General features: G+C 63.5%; 16 protein-coding genes. 2 read left to right on the top strand and 14 right to left on the bottom strand.

Going from position 1 to position 19,168, the window contains the following annotated elements; all coding sequences use genetic code 11:
- Positions 1-222: 222 nt before the first annotated feature.
- The 12 genes from C7G42_RS27800 to C7G42_RS27745 form a co-directional block, all read right to left on the bottom strand.
- Positions 223-1,341, bottom strand: a complete 1,119-nt coding sequence (locus tag C7G42_RS27800) for a helix-turn-helix transcriptional regulator (RefSeq protein ID WP_106952117.1) — start codon at positions 1,339-1,341, stop codon at positions 223-225.
- Between the two features lie 106 nt (positions 1,342-1,447).
- On the bottom strand, positions 1,448-2,566 hold the full coding sequence (locus C7G42_RS27795) for a helix-turn-helix transcriptional regulator (protein WP_106952116.1): 1,119 nt from the start codon (positions 2,564-2,566) through the stop codon (positions 1,448-1,450).
- A 147-nt stretch (positions 2,567-2,713) separates the two neighbouring features.
- The gene (locus tag C7G42_RS27790) at positions 2,714-5,242 is read right to left on the bottom strand and encodes an autotransporter family protein (protein WP_106952115.1); all 2,529 of its coding nucleotides are present in this window, start codon (positions 5,240-5,242) and stop codon (positions 2,714-2,716) included.
- 200 nt (positions 5,243-5,442) lie between these two features.
- On the bottom strand, positions 5,443-5,691 hold the full coding sequence (locus C7G42_RS27785) for a DUF6894 family protein (RefSeq protein WP_106952114.1): 249 nt from the start codon (positions 5,689-5,691) through the stop codon (positions 5,443-5,445).
- Between the two features lie 123 nt (positions 5,692-5,814).
- Positions 5,815-6,780, bottom strand: coding sequence for a helix-turn-helix transcriptional regulator (locus C7G42_RS27780; RefSeq protein WP_199581182.1), 966 nt, complete (start codon positions 6,778-6,780; stop codon positions 5,815-5,817).
- Between the two features lie 236 nt (positions 6,781-7,016).
- The gene (locus C7G42_RS27775; RefSeq protein WP_106952112.1) at positions 7,017-8,168 is read right to left on the bottom strand and encodes a helix-turn-helix transcriptional regulator; all 1,152 of its coding nucleotides are present in this window, start codon (positions 8,166-8,168) and stop codon (positions 7,017-7,019) included.
- A 299-nt stretch (positions 8,169-8,467) separates the two neighbouring features.
- A complete protein-coding gene (locus C7G42_RS27770; protein WP_106952111.1) occupies positions 8,468-8,965 on the bottom strand; it encodes a hypothetical protein in 498 nt (165 codons plus the stop codon).
- Between the two features lie 113 nt (positions 8,966-9,078).
- Positions 9,079-9,525 carry a MaoC family dehydratase gene (locus C7G42_RS27765; RefSeq protein WP_106952110.1) on the bottom strand — a complete coding sequence of 149 codons (447 nt, stop codon included), beginning with the start codon at positions 9,523-9,525 and terminating at the stop codon, positions 9,079-9,081.
- Positions 9,526-9,917: 392 nt separating this feature from the next.
- Positions 9,918-10,340: a hypothetical protein gene (locus C7G42_RS27760; protein ID WP_106952109.1), complete on the bottom strand. Its 423-nt coding sequence runs from the start codon at positions 10,338-10,340 to the stop codon at positions 9,918-9,920.
- Between the two features lie 12 nt (positions 10,341-10,352).
- Positions 10,353-10,574, bottom strand: a complete 222-nt coding sequence (locus C7G42_RS27755) for a hypothetical protein (RefSeq protein WP_106952108.1) — start codon at positions 10,572-10,574, stop codon at positions 10,353-10,355.
- A gap of 142 nt (positions 10,575-10,716) precedes the next feature.
- Positions 10,717-11,535, bottom strand: a complete 819-nt coding sequence (locus C7G42_RS27750; protein ID WP_106952107.1) for a lytic murein transglycosylase — start codon at positions 11,533-11,535, stop codon at positions 10,717-10,719.
- A 59-nt stretch (positions 11,536-11,594) separates the two neighbouring features.
- Positions 11,595-13,448 carry a flavin-containing monooxygenase gene (locus C7G42_RS27745; protein WP_106952106.1) on the bottom strand — a complete coding sequence of 618 codons (1,854 nt, stop codon included), beginning with the start codon at positions 13,446-13,448 and terminating at the stop codon, positions 11,595-11,597.
- Between the two features lie 177 nt (positions 13,449-13,625).
- Between C7G42_RS27745 and C7G42_RS27740 the strand changes: the two genes are divergently transcribed.
- Positions 13,626-15,251, top strand: coding sequence for a long-chain fatty acid--CoA ligase (locus C7G42_RS27740; RefSeq protein ID WP_106952105.1), 1,626 nt, complete (start codon positions 13,626-13,628; stop codon positions 15,249-15,251).
- A 55-nt stretch (positions 15,252-15,306) separates the two neighbouring features.
- Complete coding sequence (locus C7G42_RS27735; protein WP_106952104.1) at positions 15,307-16,518, top strand: acyl-CoA dehydrogenase family protein; 1,212 nt, start codon at positions 15,307-15,309, stop codon at positions 16,516-16,518.
- A 139-nt stretch (positions 16,519-16,657) separates the two neighbouring features.
- Here C7G42_RS27735 and C7G42_RS27730 read toward each other — a convergent pair whose 3' ends face one another.
- Positions 16,658-17,566 (bottom strand): amino acid ABC transporter substrate-binding protein, encoded by a 909-nt coding sequence (locus C7G42_RS27730; protein WP_106952103.1) that lies wholly within the window; start codon positions 17,564-17,566, stop codon positions 16,658-16,660.
- Between the two features lie 146 nt (positions 17,567-17,712).
- Positions 17,713-19,152, bottom strand: coding sequence for an amidohydrolase family protein (locus C7G42_RS27725; protein ID WP_106952102.1), 1,440 nt, complete (start codon positions 19,150-19,152; stop codon positions 17,713-17,715).
- Positions 19,153-19,168 lie beyond the last annotated feature (16 nt).

Raw genomic sequence — 19,168 nt, 5'->3', positions numbered from 1 at the left:
TCTCGACCTTTGACAGAGAATGATTGGGTTCACGCCTGTCTGCCGTGAGTTGCTTCACAGAGAAATCCGACACGTCGAACAAGAACTCGTGTGATGCGTCACTAGAAGAGAACGAAAAAAATCGCGTCATTCGATCGAATGACGCGCGATAACTTTCAAATGATGTCTCTGTTTGAACCTGTTCGCGAGCTGCAGCGTAGAGTCACACTGCGCGCGTGCGCGTCAGTGCAGTAGCGGATTGGAGAATCCCGCCGCCAGCTTGACGAGATCGGCCTGACGGGACACGCCGGTCTTGGCGAAGACGCGGTGCAGATGCGTCTTCACCGTCGTCTCGGCGATCCCCAATGCGACCGCGGTCTCCGGCACACCGCCGACCTCAACGATCGATTGCAGCACCCTCAGTTCCGCCGGCGTCAGTTCGAAGGTGCGGTCGATCAGGCCTGCGCTGGAGCGGCTGTCGAGTTCCGCTTTCCAGACCAGCAAGGCTCCGACGGCTGAACTACGCTCGTTGGCCCCATCGCGCAGCAGCGAGGGCAGCGCAATCACGTGCGCGCCATAGTGTGAACCGTCATGCGACGTCAGAGAGATCTTTCGACCATCGGCCGCGGCCATCGCCACCTCGCCCGGATCACGAAAGATATTGCGCAGGGCCAGATTGGCCTCGGAGGACCTCGTCACCAGCCGACCGGAGATCGCGCGCAGGACGTCGTCCTTGGCCAGGATCGTCTCCGCCGCCGGATTGCTGTGGATGATCTGGCAGCCTGCATCGAGCAGGATGACGCCGGCATTCAGACGATCCACGACGTCGGCCAGCGCGCTCGCGCGTTGCAGCTTCCGTTCGATCGCGCGATTGATCATCAGCGCCCGGCTCGCATGCGGGACCAGGAACTGCATGCGCGCGCGCTGCTCGGCATCGAGCATCTCCCTGCCCGGGATGACGGTGAGCAGCATCGGACACGGCGAGTTCGACTGCTCCAGCACCACGTTGGCGACGTCGATGCAACCCTGCGGGCGCAGCCATTCCTGATAGAAGCGCCCGCGGCGGTATTCGTCGAAATTCACGAGGTCCGGAATGTTGCGCACCTCGCCGTAACGGGGAAGCCGGGCGAGCGGATCGTACCGGGAATAGGTTTCGGAATAGAGCTGGATATAGTGGGGATCGACGCCGCAATAATAATGCGTCGCACCGGATTTGCTGACCGTATCCTTCGAAATCAGGCCGCAGGCCCGGCTGCCGATGAACGCATTGAGCATGACGACGACGTCGCTCCACAGCTCCGGGTGGAGTCCTGCATCATAGATGCTCTCGATCAGCTCGGAATGTCCTTGAGGTCGGGGCATCGGAAGAGCCCATGGTCACATGTGGAGATTTGCGGAATGGTGTTCGTGCCTTGCGGCTCCTGTGAGTCTGTCGCGAGAGCAAAAGGTTCAACGCCGACGCGATCTGTCAGTGGACCAGCGGATTGGCGAATCCGGCTGCGAGCTTGACGAGATCGGCCTGCCGCGACACGCCGGTCTTGGCGAAGACGCGATGCAAATGCGTTTTCACGGTCGTCTCGGCGATACCGAGCGCCGTCGACGTTTCCGGGACGCCGCCGACCTCCACGATCGACAGGAACACGCGGAGCTCCGCCGGCGTCAACTCGAACGTTCGCGCGATCAATTCGCCACAGGATTGTCCACCGAGCGACACCTTGCGCACGAGCAGCGCACCGGCGGCATCGACCACGCGCTCGCTACGATCGCGCAGCAGGGACGACAGCGGCAGCATGTGAGCGACGTAGCGCGCGCCGGTGGCGGACAACAGCGGAATCGCATGGTCGCCAGCGGCAAGCGATGCGCGGTCACGGCGGTCCGCAAATGCCTTGCGCAACGTCTGATTGGCTTCAGTGCTGCTGGTCACGAGCTGCCCGGCGACGGAGCGCACCACGTCATCGGCTGCGAGCAGTATCTGACCGGCCGAATTCGCGTGCACCAGGCGGCAAAAGCCGTCGAGCAGGAAGATCCCGACCGCAAGATTGTCGAGCACGTCCGCCAGTGCCCTCGCCAGCGTCAGTTGCGAGGTCATGGCGCGGTTGATCAGCAGCGCGCGGCTGGCGTGCGGCACCAGCAGCGACAGGCGCTGCTTCATGCCCCGATCGACCATGCGGCGGCCCGAGAGCACGGTCATCATGACCGGGCAGCTCGCATTCGACATCTCGAGCACGACATTGGCCGCATCGCGGCACCCCTGCGGCTGCATCCATTCCTGGTAGAAGCGCCCGCGGCGGTACTCATCGAAATTGACGAGATCCGGAATGCTGACAATCCGGCCCTGTGGCGGCAGGACCGTGAGCGGATCGAATTTCGCATGGGTCTCGGAATAGAGCTGGATGTAGTGTGGGTCGGCTCCGCAATAGTAATGCGTAACACCGGATTTGCTGATCGCATCCTTGGAGAACAGCCCGCAGGCCTGGCCGCCGACGAAATCCCGGATGCCGGTCACCACATTGTTCCACAGCGAAGGATCGAGCCCGGCATCGTAGATGGACTCGACGAGAGCTGGCAGTTTTTGCGATCCGTGCATGGCTCAAAATGGCACTGAATGATCAATGCCGGGGAGCATAACACAACCGCAGCAAGCAGCATCCTCCGATCGGAGGAGGAGGCGCCGGCCGGGCGGATGGAGCCCGGCCGGCGGCATCGCGTTCGAGCCGCCAGGGCTGATGCCGGCTCAGAACGCGACGCGAACACCGCCCTTGGCCGTACCGGTCCGGCTCTGGTCGGACATCATCATGCCTTCGACCGCGCCGAACACGGACACGTTGCGGCTGGTGCGATAGTCGAAGCCGAACCCGGCCACCGCGCCGACAGCGCTGCTGCTGCCCGGCGTCACGAAGGACAGGTTCTGGCCGAGCAGCACGGTGTTGATGTTGGTGTCGCCGACGCGCTGGAGCGCGATGACGCCGCCGTGGACATTGGCCTTCAACTCACCGCCGGCGAAGCTCGTCACCCGCGAGAGATCGGCCTCGCCCCGCTCCTCGATATCCTGCAGCGTGCGACCGCCGACCGAGAGCGACTGCGCCGAACCCGTCTCGCTATAGCCATCAAATCGGCCCGCGACGTAGCGCAGCCGCGCCGTCGGCGTCAGCACATAACCGCTGCCGATGTTGAGCCTGTAGCCGTAGGCGACCTCCGGGCTGACATACCAGCCGCTGTAATTCGCCGTCGCCGTCTCCATGCCGCCGACGGCGGCGTTGTTCAGCACCAGGCGGCGCGATCTGTTGTCGGCATTGCCGCCCTGGATCGTGAAGTCGAAGAACTGCGAAGCCCATTCGAAGCGGCTGTAGGCGCCGGCGAACACGTAATTGGTGTCGACCGATTGCGAATTGAGATCGACCGAGAGACCGCCCTGCCCGCCGCCGAGGAAGGCGCCAACGAGCCAGTTCGGCCGAACCTTGCGATCGATGCCGATCGCGCCAGCCCACGCCGTCGAGGTCGTGCGCAGCGTCGCCACGGTCTCGTCCTGGACGCGCTGGCCGCCGAAGCTGTTGGCCCAGACCGTGATTGGCGCCGGATCGGTCCAAAAGCTGCGCGGCGACTTGGTGAAGGGACCAGCCTGCGCCGTCTCCGGCGCATAGGCCATCGCCATCATGTTGCCGCCGGCCGGACCGGCGCCGCCGTTTAGACGCCCTTGCACCAGCGAGGAGGCGCCGCCGGTGAAGTCCATCAGGGTGCGGTCGGTCTGCGCCAGCGCGGTTGGATCGAGGGTTGCGAGCGTGTCGCCCGCAAACACCTTCGGGCCAACGAAGCTCCCGCCTCCGGTGTTGGTTTTGATGACGCCCTCGAAGTTGACGAAGGTCGGGAGCTGAATGGCCGTCAGCGACGACACCCGGCTGCTCAGCGGAATGAAATTGACGTTGACGACATCATTGCCGAAGCCGAAATCGACCACGCCATTGATCCTCGAACCCGGCAGCAGCGTCAGCATGTCCGCTTTGGCGGAAAGCTTGATCGCGACCCCGCCGGCGCCAGTGATGGTACCGGAGTTCGTGATGTTCGATCCGTCGGTCGATTCGATGCCGATCCGACCGATGATCATGCCGGAATTGGCGACGTTCGCCTGGGTCGTCAGAATGCCATGGCCATTGACGGCCGAGCCTTGAAGCAGGCCTGTATTCGTCACATTGGCAATGTTGGCGTTGACGGCGGCGCTCTGCCCGATGATCGATCCGGAATTCTTGACGTGGCCGAAGATCGCGTTGACGCCGCGATCTGCCGTGACGGTTCCGGAATTGTCGAGGTTCACCGTGATGCCGCTCATGCCGAAGCCGAGCGTCGTCGCAATCCGCCCTGCGTTGGTCACATTGACCGTCGTGGCGAAGATGACGGTCGAGCCGCTGGTGATCGTGCCGCTGTTCAGGACGTTAGCCGCACCGTTCCCGGCGTTGATGCCGGACTGGGTCCCGCTGATCGTGCCGCTATTGCGGACGAAGGCATCTCCGGTGTCCACAACGACGGCAACGCCAATGCTACCTGCGGCACTGATCGTCCCGGCATTGTCGATGACGGCGGAAGTCGCGGCGAAAACCGAATTGTTGTCGGCAATCACGGTGCCGCCTGCGAGGTTCGTCAGATCGATGTTTTTCGCCATTATCCCGGCTTCGTGGCCGGAAACTATCCCGGCGTTACTTACTGTCGCCAGGCGGTCGGAGAAGATCGCGGCGCCGGAAGTTCGGGTCTGCGTGATCAGGCCCGTGCGGAGGTTGGTGATGGTTGCATTGCCGCTGGTGTCGATGGCCCTGTCCTCCCCCCTGATCGTGCCAGCATTGCTGAGAAGGATCGTCGTGGGCGTAATAGCGTTGAAGCCGGCAATCGTTGCCCCTTCCAGGTTCGTGATCGTCATGTCGCCGCCGGTAATGCCCGCCGCATTCGTTCCACTGATCGTGCCTGCGTTGGTGAAAACGCTGTTGTCGCCGACCTTGAAGCCAAAGTCGCTACCCCTGACGGTCACACCCGCGCGGATGTCATAGGCGTTATTGTCATCGCCGCTCGTCCCGTAGCCCGTGCCGCTGCCCTGCTGGGTGTCCGTGTCACTTGCACATACCACTGTCGCGTTGCTGACTGGCGCCGTCGGAGCACAGGCGGCCATCGCGGGCTCGCTGGTAGACACCGCAGCGACCAGCGCGGCTGGTATCAATAGCCACAGCGATCGCAAAGCCAAAGGCCATGGCGCGACGCCGCGCGCATCCGACACAATCATTCCCAGTCCCTCGAAGCTATTTCGTCGCCCGCCTGCTGCGATCGAAGGAGAACGGTTCCAGCGAATCTGAATTCGCAGAACGCCAACGTAGAAAGGAGCAATGCCTTCGACTTGGACGGATACGACCGGGGTTCGGTCTGGAACGAACAGGCGCGGTTTTGGTGAAGCGATGATGCAAAGGCGCGACACCTCCGAAAGAACTACGGTTGGTCCCAGCCGACCCTTTCCCCGCTCTCCGCCCAGACCGGCGCGCGATAGATTTCGCGGCCGCTGTTGTCCCTGACGCGGATCCAGGCGTTGCGATCGCGCAGATCGTCACGCCAGACGAAAAGATGGTTTGCCATCTCGTTGGCCACCACGAATGTCGCTTCCGTACATTCGAACACCATGCCGCCGGGATCGATCTTCACGATGTTGCCGACCAGAAGGTCGAAAAAGAAACGGTGCATTCAATACTCCGGCTGCTGATGCCGCACGCAACGCTGGGGTTCAAGGCTTCGCAATCGGGGATCATGTCAGATCCCCGTCTGCTGGTTGAAATCGGCAATTGACTGAAATTCAATCGCGCGCGATCACGGCATTTCGCCGCTCCTGACGTCGCTTGGGGTCGCATTATAAGTCCGCCGGAAGCAGCGGTTGAAATAAGAGAGATCGCCGAAGCCGACGTCGTATGCGATCGAGCTCACCGTTCGGCCGGCGTGTCCGGGTTCCCGCAGCATGCGATGCGCGCGCTTGACGCGCTGCTCGATCAGGAAGGAGGAGAACGTCTTGCCGTCGGCCTCGAACAGGCGCTGGAGATAGCGCGGCGTCACGCCGAGCTCCTGCGCGACCGAGGCCACCGACAGATCCTGCCGCCAGCAATTGTTGGCGATGGAGACTTTCGCCTTCTGCAGCCGGGCCGCCTTGACGCCGCGCCGGCCGGCCAGCTCTCGCGTCTCACCGGTCGCACCGAGGACGAGGGCCAGAAGGTCATGCAGATGCCCGACCCCGAGCTGTCGGAGGTCAGGTGCCGCGAACGCCTCCTCCCGCACCAGCGTCACCGCGTAGTCGACCAGCAGCCGGAGTCCGGTGGACTTTTCCGGCATGATTCGCATCACGGCATCATCGACGTCCACGATCATCGGGGCCAGTACGCGCCTCGGCACACGCAACGAGAAGCAGCTGCCCAGCGACAACCGCTCAAACGTCGTAACGTCCTCCGCGCTCGTCAGGACCGCCTCTCCCGCATTGAGCTTCAGATCGTACCCTCGTTCGGATATCCCGAGAACACCGGACCTGTTCACGATCAAAGCAAGACTGTCGTCGCCGTCGGCCACCAGCTGCCTGGTGCGAATGACCCGCGCTCCGCACAATCCCCCGATCAGCAACTGGGCTTCCGGCAGGAGGTGGGACGTGAAGCTCGCCGCGGCCGGCTTGCCGTCCCTAGCCTCGACCTCTGCCTTCAGCACCCCGCGACAATAGAAATCGCGAAGCATCGAGATGCGGTCGCCTTCGGGAATTTCGTTGGTCGAAACGTTCAGAACGGAAAAATCAACCATGCTGCTCACTGCAATATCTCCAACCGACGAGCAGGCCGGCCATACGCTGTCGTTTCCTCACACGCGCGTTCGATGCCATCGCGGCATGTTCGTGCGGCGGGCGCTGCTCTTCTTTTCAGAAGCGCGATATACGAAAGTCTCGAATGGCTCGCGTCCTGCGTTCGGAGGACCGGCGGGCCGGGCCTATCACAATGGATTGAAAGCGCGGCACGTTACATCGGGGCATGGGACATGAATCACGCGGCGCCGTCATCGCCGTTCGTCCGCCTGGCGAACGGCACGGCAAAGCCGGCGGCGATCTTCACGAGATCGGCCTGCCTGCCGGCGCCCGTCTTCTCGAACAGGCGGCCGAGATGCGTCTTCACCGTCGTCTCGGCGATGCCGAGTTTTGCGGCGATATCGGGAACACCGCCGATCTCGACGATTGCCTTGAGCACGCGCAATTCGGACGGGGTCAGTCTGAAGGCTGCTGCAATCGCATCGGCTGCGAGCAACGGCAGCATCGAAGCTCGTTGAACGAAGAGCACCGTGGCTGCGATGTCACGCAGCAGGCTGCGATCCCGCTTCAGCGGAAAGGCATGGAGCAGATAATGCTGCCCATCGGCCGACGTCGCAAGTTCGATCTGACGACGAGCAGCGGAATCCGTACCGTGATCGAATTCGCACAGGCCGCGGAATATTTTGTCGGCCTGGGTGTTACGGGCCACGATTCGGTCGCCGACCATCGCAAGCAAATTCGCGTCGGCGAACAACCGGCGGCATGCCGCGTTGGCGTGGACGACCCGGCCGTCGGCGTCGAGCAGGCAAATCGCCATGTTCAATCCGTCGAGGACGTCGGCCAGGTCGTCGACTGTATGGGAGCGAGCCCTGATCTGCCGGCCCATGAGTTGCGACCGCTGGATGTGCGGAGCAAGCAGCCGCATGCGTTCGCGCATCGCCTCGTCGACGGTTCCGCGGGAGCGATGACGTAGCACCTGCAGAATCGTGGTGCGGGCGGCCGTCTTCTCGAGCCCGACCGTCGCAAGGTCTATCGCCCCTTGCGGCTCCACCCACTCGCGATGGAAGCTCGTCTCGACAAAATCCGCATGGGACATGATGTCGGTCACGCCGATCGTCTGTTCGGGCGCGAGGGTGAGATGACGGTCGAGCAAAGGATCGAGCTCCACATACCGGTCGCGATAAAGCTGACGGAAGCGGGCGTCGGTTCCAAAATGCTGGTGAATCTCGATCGAAAGCCGCGCTGAATCCCTCGACAGGATCATAGCGGCACAACCACCGACGAACTGCGAAATCTGTTCCAACGCGCCGCTGCGCAACGCGGGGGCAATCGCCGCGTCGTAGATCTCGCCGATGAGAGACGAGAACCGATTTGCCTGATGGATCGTCATAGGACGGACGCCATTTGCCGGCGGCCCGTCCGAGACGGCGAGCTCGCGATCCGGGAGCTGACGGAGAAGACGGGCCGGTCAATTGCCGCCTTCGACGAGAAAAAAACGGTGCAGCCGGATGCTGGAATCTCGAACATCGTCCTTGCGTAACGTCAACCGCAGGGTGCGGCTTGGACGGTTTCGCCAAAGACTAGGATAAATGCGAACAGCGCGCGGACTCTGTGCGACGAGTCACGCGCGGGTTCGCTGCCACCGCTCATTGCCGACATCCTGTCGGCTTCACGACCGGCAGCGGCGATTTATTTCCGGTTCTCCTCGCAGAACTTCAACGCCGCCAGCGCTTCGCCGGCCCGCGGGATCTGCATCTCGATACTGTCGTCGTCATCGTCCTCGAAATCGAGCGTCAGGCGCCTCGCCTTCGAGAGGCGGTCCATCATCGACTGGTCGTACTCGAAGATGCCGCGCACGGTGGTCTTGTCCATGACCTCCCACTTCGCCTTCTTCATGATGTCGGCGTCGTCGGTGCCGACGTCGGCCCGGAGAATCTCGCCGACCTTGTCCCACTCCCAGCCGTCGTAGATCATCACGATCACGATCGCCTTGTCGGAATAGGTGATCACGATGACGTAGTCGCGGTTCTCGTCATCCTTGTCCTTGTAGCCACGGCTCGCATTGCAATGCGCGTCCTGCGTGCGCTTTTCGATGGTCCAGTCGCCGACCTTGGATTGCTGCGCAAGCGCCGGCCCGGCGCCCAAGACGCCCGCGCTCAGCAAAGCGGCGAGAAGGAATCGTTTCATGTCAGCCTCCAGCGCGTTCCCGGGCTGAGATGACCACCTCCGCGGAAGTGCCGCAAGGCCTTACCTGGGCGGTCTTGCTGGGCAGCCTTGCCGGGGCAGACCGGCGCCTGTGCCTATTCCCGCCGCGGCACAATCGCGATGGGGGTGAAGGTGTAAACCTCCTCCCCGCTCTGGTTGAACATGGTCCATTTCACTAGTGCGATACCCTGCGGCTTCGACTTCGAGGGCGTCAGGCTCATGACCTCCCCGACCAGATGCAGGCGGTCATTGGGCCGCACCGGCATCGTCCAGCGCAGGCCGTCGACGCCGGCGCCGATCAGCGGATGCGGGCCGAACGGGCGAGCCTGGATCGCGAGATTCATGGCAATCGCGGCGGTGTGCCATCCCGAGGCTGCAAGGCCCCTGAACAGGGTCGCCTTGGCCGCCTCGTGGTCGAGATGCATCGGCTGCGGATCGAACTCGGCCGCGAAGCGCTTGATGTCGGCCTCGGTCACCGTCACCTCAGGCGATTTGAACCGCATCCCAATGCTGAGATCGTCGAACCATTCCACCTGCGCCATGATTTTGCCCCGCAACGCGATTGATCAGCCGCCGAAAGGCGCGGCTGACGTCATTAACCAACACTGGGATGTAGCTTCTCTGCAGCGCACAAACCAGCCCAGGGTTCCACGCGAAACCCCTTTCCCGGTGCGACGAAACACGCCTGAAACAGACGGCCGTCTAAGTAGTTGTCAAAATAAATACAGGGACGGCCACCATGCAATTCCTCCTCGACCTGATCTACGACTATTCCTGCTGCCGCAACCTCGTCGCCCATTCGCTGCGGGAGGACGAGCTATGATCGAGCTCATCTCGGGCCTACTCGCCCTCTGCAGCATTGGTGTCTTCGCAGCGCATGCGCTGGATGCCTACCGCACCACTCATTACTGAGCATCGCCTCACCGTTCAGCCGCTAGAAAGGCCGCCGGTAGAACTGCTCCGAATGCGTCGCGGGCGGAAACCGGTTGGCGAGCGCGAGCGCGCCTCTTTCATCCGTCTCGATCGCGATCTTCTGCGCCAGCATGACGTCGCCCGGCACCAAGAAGCCTGACGGGACGAAGCACCATCCCATCGTCGCCCGGCCCTCGCCGTCGATTTCGTGAACGTTGGCGGCGGTGCCGTAATGAATACGGTAGGTCTTGCCGGTGTCGCTGCCAATGACGTCGAAATACCGATGCTCTTCGAATTGTGCGCGCTGTGCGGGCGAAAGCCATTCGAAGAGCAGCCGGCGGCCACGCGCATCCGGCGTGTTCTCGCCGAAGAAGCGCCGATAGAGTTCACGCAGCGCATGCAGACGCGCACGCGCCGGCGCGCGGAGCCAAACCGCCGTCATCATGAGCAGCTCAGATCAACCGCCGACCAGGCGGGGATAGAACAGCGTTTCCTGCGCGGTCGGGTCGAACGATTTGACGCGAGTGACTTCGCCGGGTCCGGTTCGGAGGGCGGCGGTGAAGCCGGCCCCCGTCAGCTCCCGAAAGCGCCGTTCGGCTCGCGCCAGCGCTTCGGCATTGCCAGGATCAAACTCGTGGCGCGTATCGCCAGTCTGGTCCATCACGATCTGGGTAGCCATGTTGAGTCTCCTCATGCCCAGCCCTGAATCTGATCAAAGCAAACCTCGTGCCGTCGGTTCCTGATGGCAACAACTTTCTCGTGCCGGCGCATCACGCCTTGCTGAGCAGGAGCGTGTTCGAACGCAGTGGACGCGGTTTTCGTCAGCGCAAGGCTGCCGCCCCGCCGCCCTCGTCGATCTGCCGGCCCATCAGCGCGATCGCCTTCTGATAGACACCCGCGGCATTCCAGGCCTCGATGGCAGCGAAATTCGGCTCGCCCGGCTGGTATCCGGCTCCCGCGCGCCAGCCATGGGCCTTGAGGAAATTCGCCGTCGAGTTCAGCGCATTGGCGGCAACTTCGAGATTGCCGGTGCCATAGGCCAGGATGTTCTTGGGCATGAACTGGGTCTGGCCGACCTCGCCGTGCATCGAGCCGCGGGTCGCCCCCGACAGCGTGCCACGGTCGACCAGCTTCAGGGCAGCGTAGAGCTGATCGGTGAAGAATTCGGGACGACGGCAGTCATAGGCAAGAGTTGCGATCGACGACAGCATGTTCTGGTTACCGCGCTGGCTGCCGAAACCGGTCTCCATGCCCCAGATCGCGAGCAGCGGGCCGGGCGGGACGCCGTAGCGCTGCTGGATGGAGGCGAACAAGGCCGCCTGCGACTGCTTGAGCTGGCGTCCCTTGGCGACGATGGTGGTGGCGCCGCGCTTGGCGAGGAACTGGTCGAGCGTCAGCTGGAAGCTGCGTTGGCCGCGGTCGGCCGCGATGGTGGCGCTGGCGTAATTGGTCTGCATCAGCGCCGCGAGCGCGGTCTGACCAATGCCCTTGCCTTGTGCCTCCGCACTGAACTCGCGCTTCCAGGCCTCGAAGCCGCCGGGACCGTTGCCGCAAGTGGCGGCCTGGGCGGCGGGCGCCAAGCAACCGAGCAGTGCCATCGCTCCAAAAACCGCCCCGGCTACAGTCCTGCCCCTGGTCATGTTCACGTATCCTCTCTGTCTGGCGCTCGTGGACCTTGCCGGCCACTGCATGCCCGAGCTTACCCGGACGAAGGCGCCGACTCCATGGCGGGATCATACGACAGTTCCAGCCCTTCCAGATTGCCTTCCTTGCGCCATTTGTCGAGCAGCCGCAGGAACGCCATCGGCCCGCGCCAATATTGGCTGTTTCTTGCCGCGATTGGATCGAACACGCCTTCGTTGTTGTAGTAGCCGGGCGTGCATTCGGCGAGATAGGTCTGCCGCCCGATCGCAGCCTTGACGACCTCGTCGACCCAGGCGTTCTCGGCGGCGAGTGTCGGCTCCAGCGTTCGGGCTTTGCGCTTGCGCACTTCGGCGATCACATAGGCGATGTGCTGCGACTGCTCGTCGATGATGTGCGGGAAGTTGGCGCTCTGGCCGGCCTGCACCGTGACGATCAGGAAGCAGTTGGGGAAGCCGCGGCTGTAGAAGCCGTGCATCGTCTTGACGCCGCCCTGCCAGCGCTCGGACAGGCTCATGCCGTCGCGGCCGTAGACCTCGAAGCCCATGCGGCGGGCGTAATCGGTGCCGACCTCGAAACCGCTGGCGTAGATCAGGCAGTCGAGCTCGTATGCCTTGCCGCCGGCCACGACGGCATTCTCGGTGATGCGCTCGACGCCCTGTCCCTGGGTGTCGACCAGATGAACGTTCGGGCGATTGAAGGTGTCGAGATATTCGTCGTGGAAGCATGGCCGCTTGCAGAACGCCTTGTACCAGGGCTTGAGCGCGTCCGCGGTCGCGGTGTCCTTGACCACCGCATCGACCCGGGCGCGGATCTCCTCCATCTTGCGGTAGTCGGCCTGCTCGATGACCTTCAGCGCCTCTTCCATGGAGGTCACCGGCTGCTTCTGACGACGCGGCGCCAGCAGGATCTCGCCGAGCAGGCCGGTCCAGCCGTCCTGCACCAGGTCCCGCTCGAACGGCTCGCCCGATATCACCGCGGTGAAATTGTCCATGCGCTCGCGCTGCCAGCCGGGCTTGAGACTTTGCGCCCAGTCCTGATCCGTCGACCGGTCGTCGCGCACTCCGATCGCGGACGGCGTGCGCTGGAAGACGTAGAGCTCCTTTGCCGATCGGCCGAGATGCGGCACGCATTGCACGGCGGTGGCGCCCGTGCCGATGATGCCGACGCGCTTGTCGGCAAGTCCGCTCAGACCACCATCGGCATTGCCGCCGGTGTAGCCGTAATCCCAACGGCTGGTATGAAAGCTGTGGCCTTTGAAAGTCTCGATGCCGGGAATGCCCGGCAGCTTCGGCCGGCTGAGCGGACCTCCGGCGAGAATGACGAAGCGCGCGCGGATGCGATCGCCCCTGCTGGTCTCGACCAGCCAGCGCGCCTCCTGCTCCTGCCACGCCATCCGCGAGATAACGGTGTGAAACAGCGCGCGATCGTAGAGGCCGAAGTGTCGGCCGATACGGCGGGAGTGCTCGTAGATCTCCGGCGCCCGGGCGTATTTGCGCACCGGCATGTAGCCGGTCTCCTCCAGCAGCGGCAGATAGATGTAACTCTCGGTATCGCAGGCCGCGCCGGGATAGCGATTCCAATACCAGGTGCCGCCGAAATCGGCGGCCTTTTCCACGATGCGGAAATCATCAATGCCTGCTTCACGCAAGCGCGCGCCGCAAAGCAGACCGCCAAAGCCGCCGCCGACGACGAGCACTTCAGTCTCTTCACTGACAGGTGCGCGCGAAAATACGGGATGGGCCCAGGGATCGTCGAGGTAGCGGCCGAAATCGCCTGATACCTCGACATACTGCGCCTTGCCCTCGGCACGCAGGCGGCGATCGCGCTCGTCGCGATAGCGCGCGCGGAGTGCGTCAATGTCGACCGTAAGATCGCCGGCCGCACCGGTCTTGTGTCTTTCCGCTGACATTCATTTCCTCCACGGCGAACGCTGCTTCGCCGGCAGCTCACCTCACGTTAGCCCTGAAAAAGTGACGCACGCAATCGCGTCCCATGCTTTTTGCGTGAACGCCGCGCGACGTTCCGCTAACCTCGCGCACAAATCACGAGCGTCCGCCACGCAACGACGTGGCTTCCGGAGGAGACCATGCAGGGATTGATGATGGATATGCCGCTGCTGATCAGCGGCCTCATCCAATACGCAGCCGACTATCACGGCGAAGCCGAGATCGTCGCGCGCGAGATCGAGGGCGACATTCATCGCACCACTTATGCGGCCGCCCATCCGCGCATCAAGCGCATGGCGCTGGCGCTGAAACGGCTCGGCATGAACCCCGGCGACCGCGTCGGCACCCTGGCATGGAACACCCACCGTCATTTCGAGATGTTCTACGCCGCGCCGGGCATGGGCTATGTGCTGCACACCGTCAACCCGCGGCTGTTTCCCGAACAGCTCGTCTACATCATCAACCATGCCGAAGACCGCCTGCTGTTCATCGACCGCGCCACGCTGCCGATCGTCGAGGCGATCGCGCCGCAGCTGAAGACGATCGAGGCTTACGTCGTGATGTCCTCGCGCGAGCGGATGCCGGAGACGAAGCTCGCCAACGTACATTGCTACGAGGAATTGCTGGAGAAGGAGAGCGACGCCGGCTTCGTCTGGCCGGAGTTCGACGAGAAGTCCGCCTCCACCATCTGCTACACCTCGGGCACGACCGGCAATCCCAAGGGCGTGATCTATTCGCACCGCGCCGCGATCCTGCAGACCATGACCTGCAGCAGCTTCGACTTCCTGCCGGGCCATGCCGAAGGCGTGCGCGAGGTGATGATGCCGATGGCGCCGCTGTTCCACGGCAATGGCTGGAACATGCCGTTCACCGCGCCCTATACCGGCTCGAAGCTGGTGCTGCCCGGCCGCAATTACGAACCCGACAAGCTCTATGAATTGCTCGAAGGCGAGAAGGTGACGCTGTCGGCTGGCGTGCCGAGCTTCTGGCTGATCCTGCTCGACTGGCTGGGCCGCACCGGCAACAAATTCTCCACGCTGCGGGCGACGCTGTCGTCCGGCTCGGCGCCGCCGCGCGCCATGGTCGAGAAGCTCAAGCGCGACTATGGCATCGACTACATCCAGGCCTGGGGCATGACCGAGGCGCTGGGCTGCTCGATGCCGGGCTTACGGCCCGGCTCCGAGCACCTCAGCGAGAAGGAGAAATTCGACCGGCGCCAGGTGTCCGGCCGCGCCTGTTTCGGTACTGCCTTGCGTATCGTCGATGACGCTGGAAACGAGCTACCGCGCGATGGCAAGACCGTCGGTCATCTCCGCGCCCGTGGCCCCTGGGTCGCCTCCGGCTACATGAAGCTGGAGGAAGGACTCGACCGCGACGGCTGGCTGATCACCGGCGACATGGCCGTGATCGACAGCCAAGGCCACGTCACGCTCACCGACCGCTCCAAGGACGTGATCAAGTCCGGCGGCGAATGGATCTCCTCGATCCAGCTCGAGGACGTCGCATTGTCCCACCCCGATGTGCTTCAGGCCGCGGTGGTCGCGATCAACCATAAGAAATGGCAGGAACGTCCCCTGCTGCTGGTCGTCCGCAAGAAGGGCGCAACCGTCGACGGCAAGACGCTGCTGGACCACATGCGCCCGAAAATCGCGAGCTGGTGGATGCCGGACGCCGTCGAATTCCTCGACGAATTCCCGATGACCGGCACGGGCAAGGTGCTCAAATCCACGCTGCGCGATAAATTCAGGGACTATCGCGTCGCATGAAGCATCGCGCGCTCGCGCTGGAGCCAGCACCGTTCACCGATCGAGGAAACCAGAGATGCTCTACCAAATGTCGCCAAAAGTCGTCGAGCTCAAGCGCAAGCTCGAGAGCTTCATGGACCGGCACATCTACCCAAGCGAGGAGCGCTTCTATCGCGAGGCGGAAGAGCTGGGTCCCTGGAAGGTCTATCCGGTCGTGGAAGAACTGAAGCCGCTGGCGCGTGCGGAAGGCCTCTGGAACCTGTTCCTGCCGGAGTCCGGCCATGGCGCTGGCCTGACCAATCTCGAATACGCCCCGCTCTGCGAAGTGATGGGCCGGTCGCATCCTGCACCTGAGGTCTTCAACTGCTCGGCGCCCGATACAGGCAATATGGAGGTGCTGGAGCGTTATGGTTCGGAGAAGGACAAGGAACGCTGGCTGAAGCCGCTACTCGCCGGCGAGATCCGGTCCTGCTTTGCGATGACGGAGCCGGCAGTGGCCTCCTCCGACGCGACCAACATCGAAAGCTCGATCGTGCGCGATGGCGAGCATTACGTCATCAACGGCCGCAAATGGTACACGACGAACGCGACCGATCCGCGCTGCAAGATCTGCATCTTCATGGGCAAGACCGATCCTGACAATCCGGACCGTCACAGGCAGCAATCGATGATCCTGGTGCCGATGGACACGCCAGGCATCGAAGTCAAACGTCCCCTGCCCGTGTTCGGCTTCTACGGCGTGCCCGACCGCGCCTCCGAGGTCGTCTTCACCAATGTGCGGGTGCCCAGGGAGAACATGCTGCTCGGCGAGGGCCGCGGCTTCGAGATCGCGCAGGGCCGCCTCGGGCCCGGCCGCATCCACCACTGCATGCGGCTGATCGGCCTTGCCGAACGCACCCTGGAGAAGATGTGCCGCCGCGTGCGCAGCCGCGTCGCCTTTGGCAAGCCGGTCTCGGAGCAGACGGTCACGCAGGAGCGCATCGCGGAATCCCGCATCATGATCGAGCAGGCCCGGCTGCTGACGCTGAACGCGGCCTATGCCATGGACACCGTCGGCAACAAGGTGGCAAAAGCCGAGATCGCGATGATCAAGGTCGCGGTCCCCAACATGGCCTGCCAGGTCATCGACTGGGCGATCCAGGCCCACGGCGGCGGCGGCACCTCGAATGATTTCGGCTTGACCCAGGCCTACGCCACCGCGCGGTTGCTCCGGCTTGCCGACGGACCGGACGAGGTCCATCGGAACCAAATCGCGCGGTTCGAGCTGAAGAAATATTCGAACAGTTAAGCTGCCATATCGTGGACGACCAAGGTGCTACTGTTCCTTCTCCGGTTAGGTGAAGGTGGCGCGAAGCGCCGGATGAGGGGTATCCATCCACACGGAAAATAATGAGCAGCACGAAGTGCGCGATCGGCAGCGTCCCCCCTCAGTTCACCACATACACGTCGGGATCTGCGCTCGAGCTCGGCTTCTTGAAGGCGTTGCGCAGGGCGGGCGACATCGGGACGTTGTAGTCGAGGCCGTTCGGCGGCGTCGGCGATTGCAGCCATTTCTTGTAGAGCACATCGATCTCCGGGCTTGCATAGAGCTCCGCAGTCGCGCGGTCGGCGAGCGCCTTGAACGGCGCATCCTCACGCCGCAGCATGATGCCGTAGGGCTCGGGCTTGGAGAACGCTTCTTCGCTGATCATGAAGGCTTGCGGCTCCTTCGAGCGCGCGATCGCGACCGCGAGCTGCACGTCGTCGAGTGCGTAGGCCTGGGCGCGGTCGGTTTCCAGCAACAGGAAGGCCTCGGCCTGGTCCTTCGCCGGCATCACGCTGATGCCGAGGTTGCGCTCCGTATTGACCTTGGCGAGCTGGGTCAGGTTGACCGAGCCGGCCACTGCCGTGACCGCCTTGCCCTTGAGGTCGTCGATGGTGTTGATCTTCGCGGCCTTCTTGGCAGCAAAGCGCGTCGCGCTGAGAAAATGGGTGTTGGTGAAAGCGACCTGCTTCTGTCGATCGGCGTTGTTGGTAGTCGCCGAGCAATGCAGGTCGAGCGTGCCGTTGACCATCAGGGGAATCCGGTTCGACGAGGTCACGGCGAGCGTGTCCACGGTGATGTCGGGCATGCCCAGCTGCTTCTTCACCGCATCGACGATCGCAAGGCAGATGTCCATGGCAAAGCCGACCGGCTTCTGGTTGCCGTCCAGATAGCTAAACGGGACCGACGCCTCCTGATAGCCGAGCGTGATCTTCTTGGTTTCCTTGATCTTCTGGAGCGTGCCCGTGAGATCTTCGGCAGAAGCTGCGCTCGCGAGGCATGTGACGGCCAGAAAAAGGGTGGGAAGACGCATCGGGGGCTCCTTGAAGAGGTCTCGGCAGTGCCGGCGCGCCGCCGCAGCTGTGATAGCGCAGGCCGGCATCAATCGCCAGACGAGGTTCCGCTTATCAGCTATCGCGGTTTTTGATCGGCCGGACCAAGGCCGACGTCGCGCCCGGCCTAGTCGCAGGTGAGCTGTTGCCCGAACCAGCCGGCGACCCGCTCAGACAGCTGCGGCCACATGCGCTCGAAAGCGCCGAGCTTGCCGACATTGATGCGATACATGGCCCGCAACTCCCGCTCGATGGCCGGCAGGTCGACGCCGGCACACACCCCATCGCCGACGATCGTCTTGCCTGAAACGACGACCTCCCTGACCAGCGAGGCGTTGCCGCGCGCGAACAGCAGCCTCATGGGATCGACAGGCATGATGCGGTCGCGATCGAGCCGATCGAGGTCGATCACGACATAGTCGGCGGGGTTGCCGACGACGAGCTCCCCGCTCCCGGGCGCCCCGGTCGCACGGCGCCCATTGCGGATGGCGAGAGAGAACAGCTCGGCCGGTGTCCAAGTCGCCTTGAAGCCGAGGCCGCCATGGACCATCTGCACCAGCCGCATCTCGCGCAGGATGTCGTCGTCCTCATCCAGCGCCAGCCCGTCGACGCCGACCGCGATGGCGCAGCCGCATTTGTGTGCGGCGGCGAGCGGGGCGAGGCCCGAGCGCAGATGCATGTTCGAGCTGAAATTGGTGACGATGCGCGCACCTGACGCAGCGATCATCTCCAGCTCGTCCGGGCGGGCGTGGATACAATGCGCCAGCGTCAGCCGCTCCGAAAGGAAACCAACGTCGCGAAGCCAGCGCACCATATCCGGAAAGTTCTGGTCGGCCCAGGCGCGCTGATACACGGTCTCCAGCAGATGCATGTGGATGCGCCGGCCGGTCCGCGCCGAATTCTCGGCAACCGCCTCCAGCAGCGGCTTCGAGCACCATTGCACGCCGGCGGGCCCGAGCTGCACGTCGATCATCGGGCCGGCGATGGCGGCGGCAATGGCGTCGGTCAGCTCGATATAGGCCTTTGGCGACATCGGCGCGCGGATGAAGATGTCTTCGATGGCCTTGCGATCGTCGGCGGGAAGTCCCGAGATCGCCGGCTCGGCATCGCCATAAACGATCGGGTTCTGGTCGCGCACCGCGAGCGCAAAGGCCATGCGGATGCCGACGTCGGATGCCGCTCTTGCGATCGCCATGGCCTCGTCGAGCAATGGCATCGTCCCGCTTGGCCGGGTGTAGTGCACCATCATGGCCGCGCAGCCGGCCTTTGCGGAGCGGGCGAGCGCAGCGGCTGCGGTCAGGTAAGGATCGACCGGCGTGCCGAGCGCTGTTCGCAGGATCCAGCTTTCCAGGGGCATGCCGACCGCGCCGAAGGACGATGCCGTGGCGCGGGCATGATCGTGGGCATTGACGAACGCCGGAATGATGAAGGAGCGCGCGCCGCCGGCGGCTCCCGCTGCTTCCGAGATATCGGTGATGACACCGCCGTCGTGCCGCAGCACGACATCGTCGCTGATGCCGAGATCAGGGCCACGGAACAGGCTGGTCGCCGAAATCTCCGTGGCCATGGCCCTCTCTCCGGGC

The organism is Bradyrhizobium sp. MOS003, from assembly GCF_003020125.1.
Lineage (GTDB): Bacteria > Pseudomonadota > Alphaproteobacteria > Rhizobiales > Xanthobacteraceae > Bradyrhizobium.
Note: the sequence above shows the minus strand (reverse complement) of the source record. Positions and strands in the feature narration are given on the sequence as shown.

Bases quoted from the DNA above. Each gene is read 5' to 3' on its own strand.
- C7G42_RS27735 (WP_106952104.1), top strand. From the start codon at position 15,307: ATGCTCTACCAAATGTCGCCAAAAGTCGTCGAGCTCAAGCGCAAGCTC.
- C7G42_RS27775 (WP_106952112.1), bottom strand. From the start codon at position 8,168: ATGACGATCCATCAGGCAAATCGGTTCTCGTCTCTCATCGGCGAGATC.
- C7G42_RS27760 (WP_106952109.1), bottom strand. From the start codon at position 10,340: ATGATGACGGCGGTTTGGCTCCGCGCGCCGGCGCGTGCGCGTCTGCAT.
- C7G42_RS27780 (WP_199581182.1), bottom strand. From the start codon at position 6,780: ATGGTTGATTTTTCCGTTCTGAACGTTTCGACCAACGAAATTCCCGAA.
- C7G42_RS27785 (WP_106952114.1), bottom strand. From the start codon at position 5,691: ATGCACCGTTTCTTTTTCGACCTTCTGGTCGGCAACATCGTGAAGATC.
- C7G42_RS27730 (WP_106952103.1), bottom strand. From the start codon at position 17,566: ATGCGTCTTCCCACCCTTTTTCTGGCCGTCACATGCCTCGCGAGCGCA.
- C7G42_RS27800 (WP_106952117.1), bottom strand. From the start codon at position 1,341: ATGCCCCGACCTCAAGGACATTCCGAGCTGATCGAGAGCATCTATGAT.
- C7G42_RS27790 (WP_106952115.1), bottom strand. From the start codon at position 5,242: ATGATTGTGTCGGATGCGCGCGGCGTCGCGCCATGGCCTTTGGCTTTG.
- C7G42_RS27745 (WP_106952106.1), bottom strand. From the start codon at position 13,448: ATGTCAGCGGAAAGACACAAGACCGGTGCGGCCGGCGATCTTACGGTC.
- C7G42_RS27770 (WP_106952111.1), bottom strand. From the start codon at position 8,965: ATGAAACGATTCCTTCTCGCCGCTTTGCTGAGCGCGGGCGTCTTGGGC.
- C7G42_RS27740 (WP_106952105.1), top strand. From the start codon at position 13,626: ATGCAGGGATTGATGATGGATATGCCGCTGCTGATCAGCGGCCTCATC.
- C7G42_RS27795 (WP_106952116.1), bottom strand. From the start codon at position 2,566: ATGCACGGATCGCAAAAACTGCCAGCTCTCGTCGAGTCCATCTACGAT.
- C7G42_RS27750 (WP_106952107.1), bottom strand. From the start codon at position 11,535: ATGACCAGGGGCAGGACTGTAGCCGGGGCGGTTTTTGGAGCGATGGCA.
- C7G42_RS27755 (WP_106952108.1), bottom strand. From the start codon at position 10,574: ATGGCTACCCAGATCGTGATGGACCAGACTGGCGATACGCGCCACGAG.
- C7G42_RS27765 (WP_106952110.1), bottom strand. From the start codon at position 9,525: ATGGCGCAGGTGGAATGGTTCGACGATCTCAGCATTGGGATGCGGTTC.
- C7G42_RS27725 (WP_106952102.1), bottom strand. From the start codon at position 19,152: ATGGCCACGGAGATTTCGGCGACCAGCCTGTTCCGTGGCCCTGATCTC.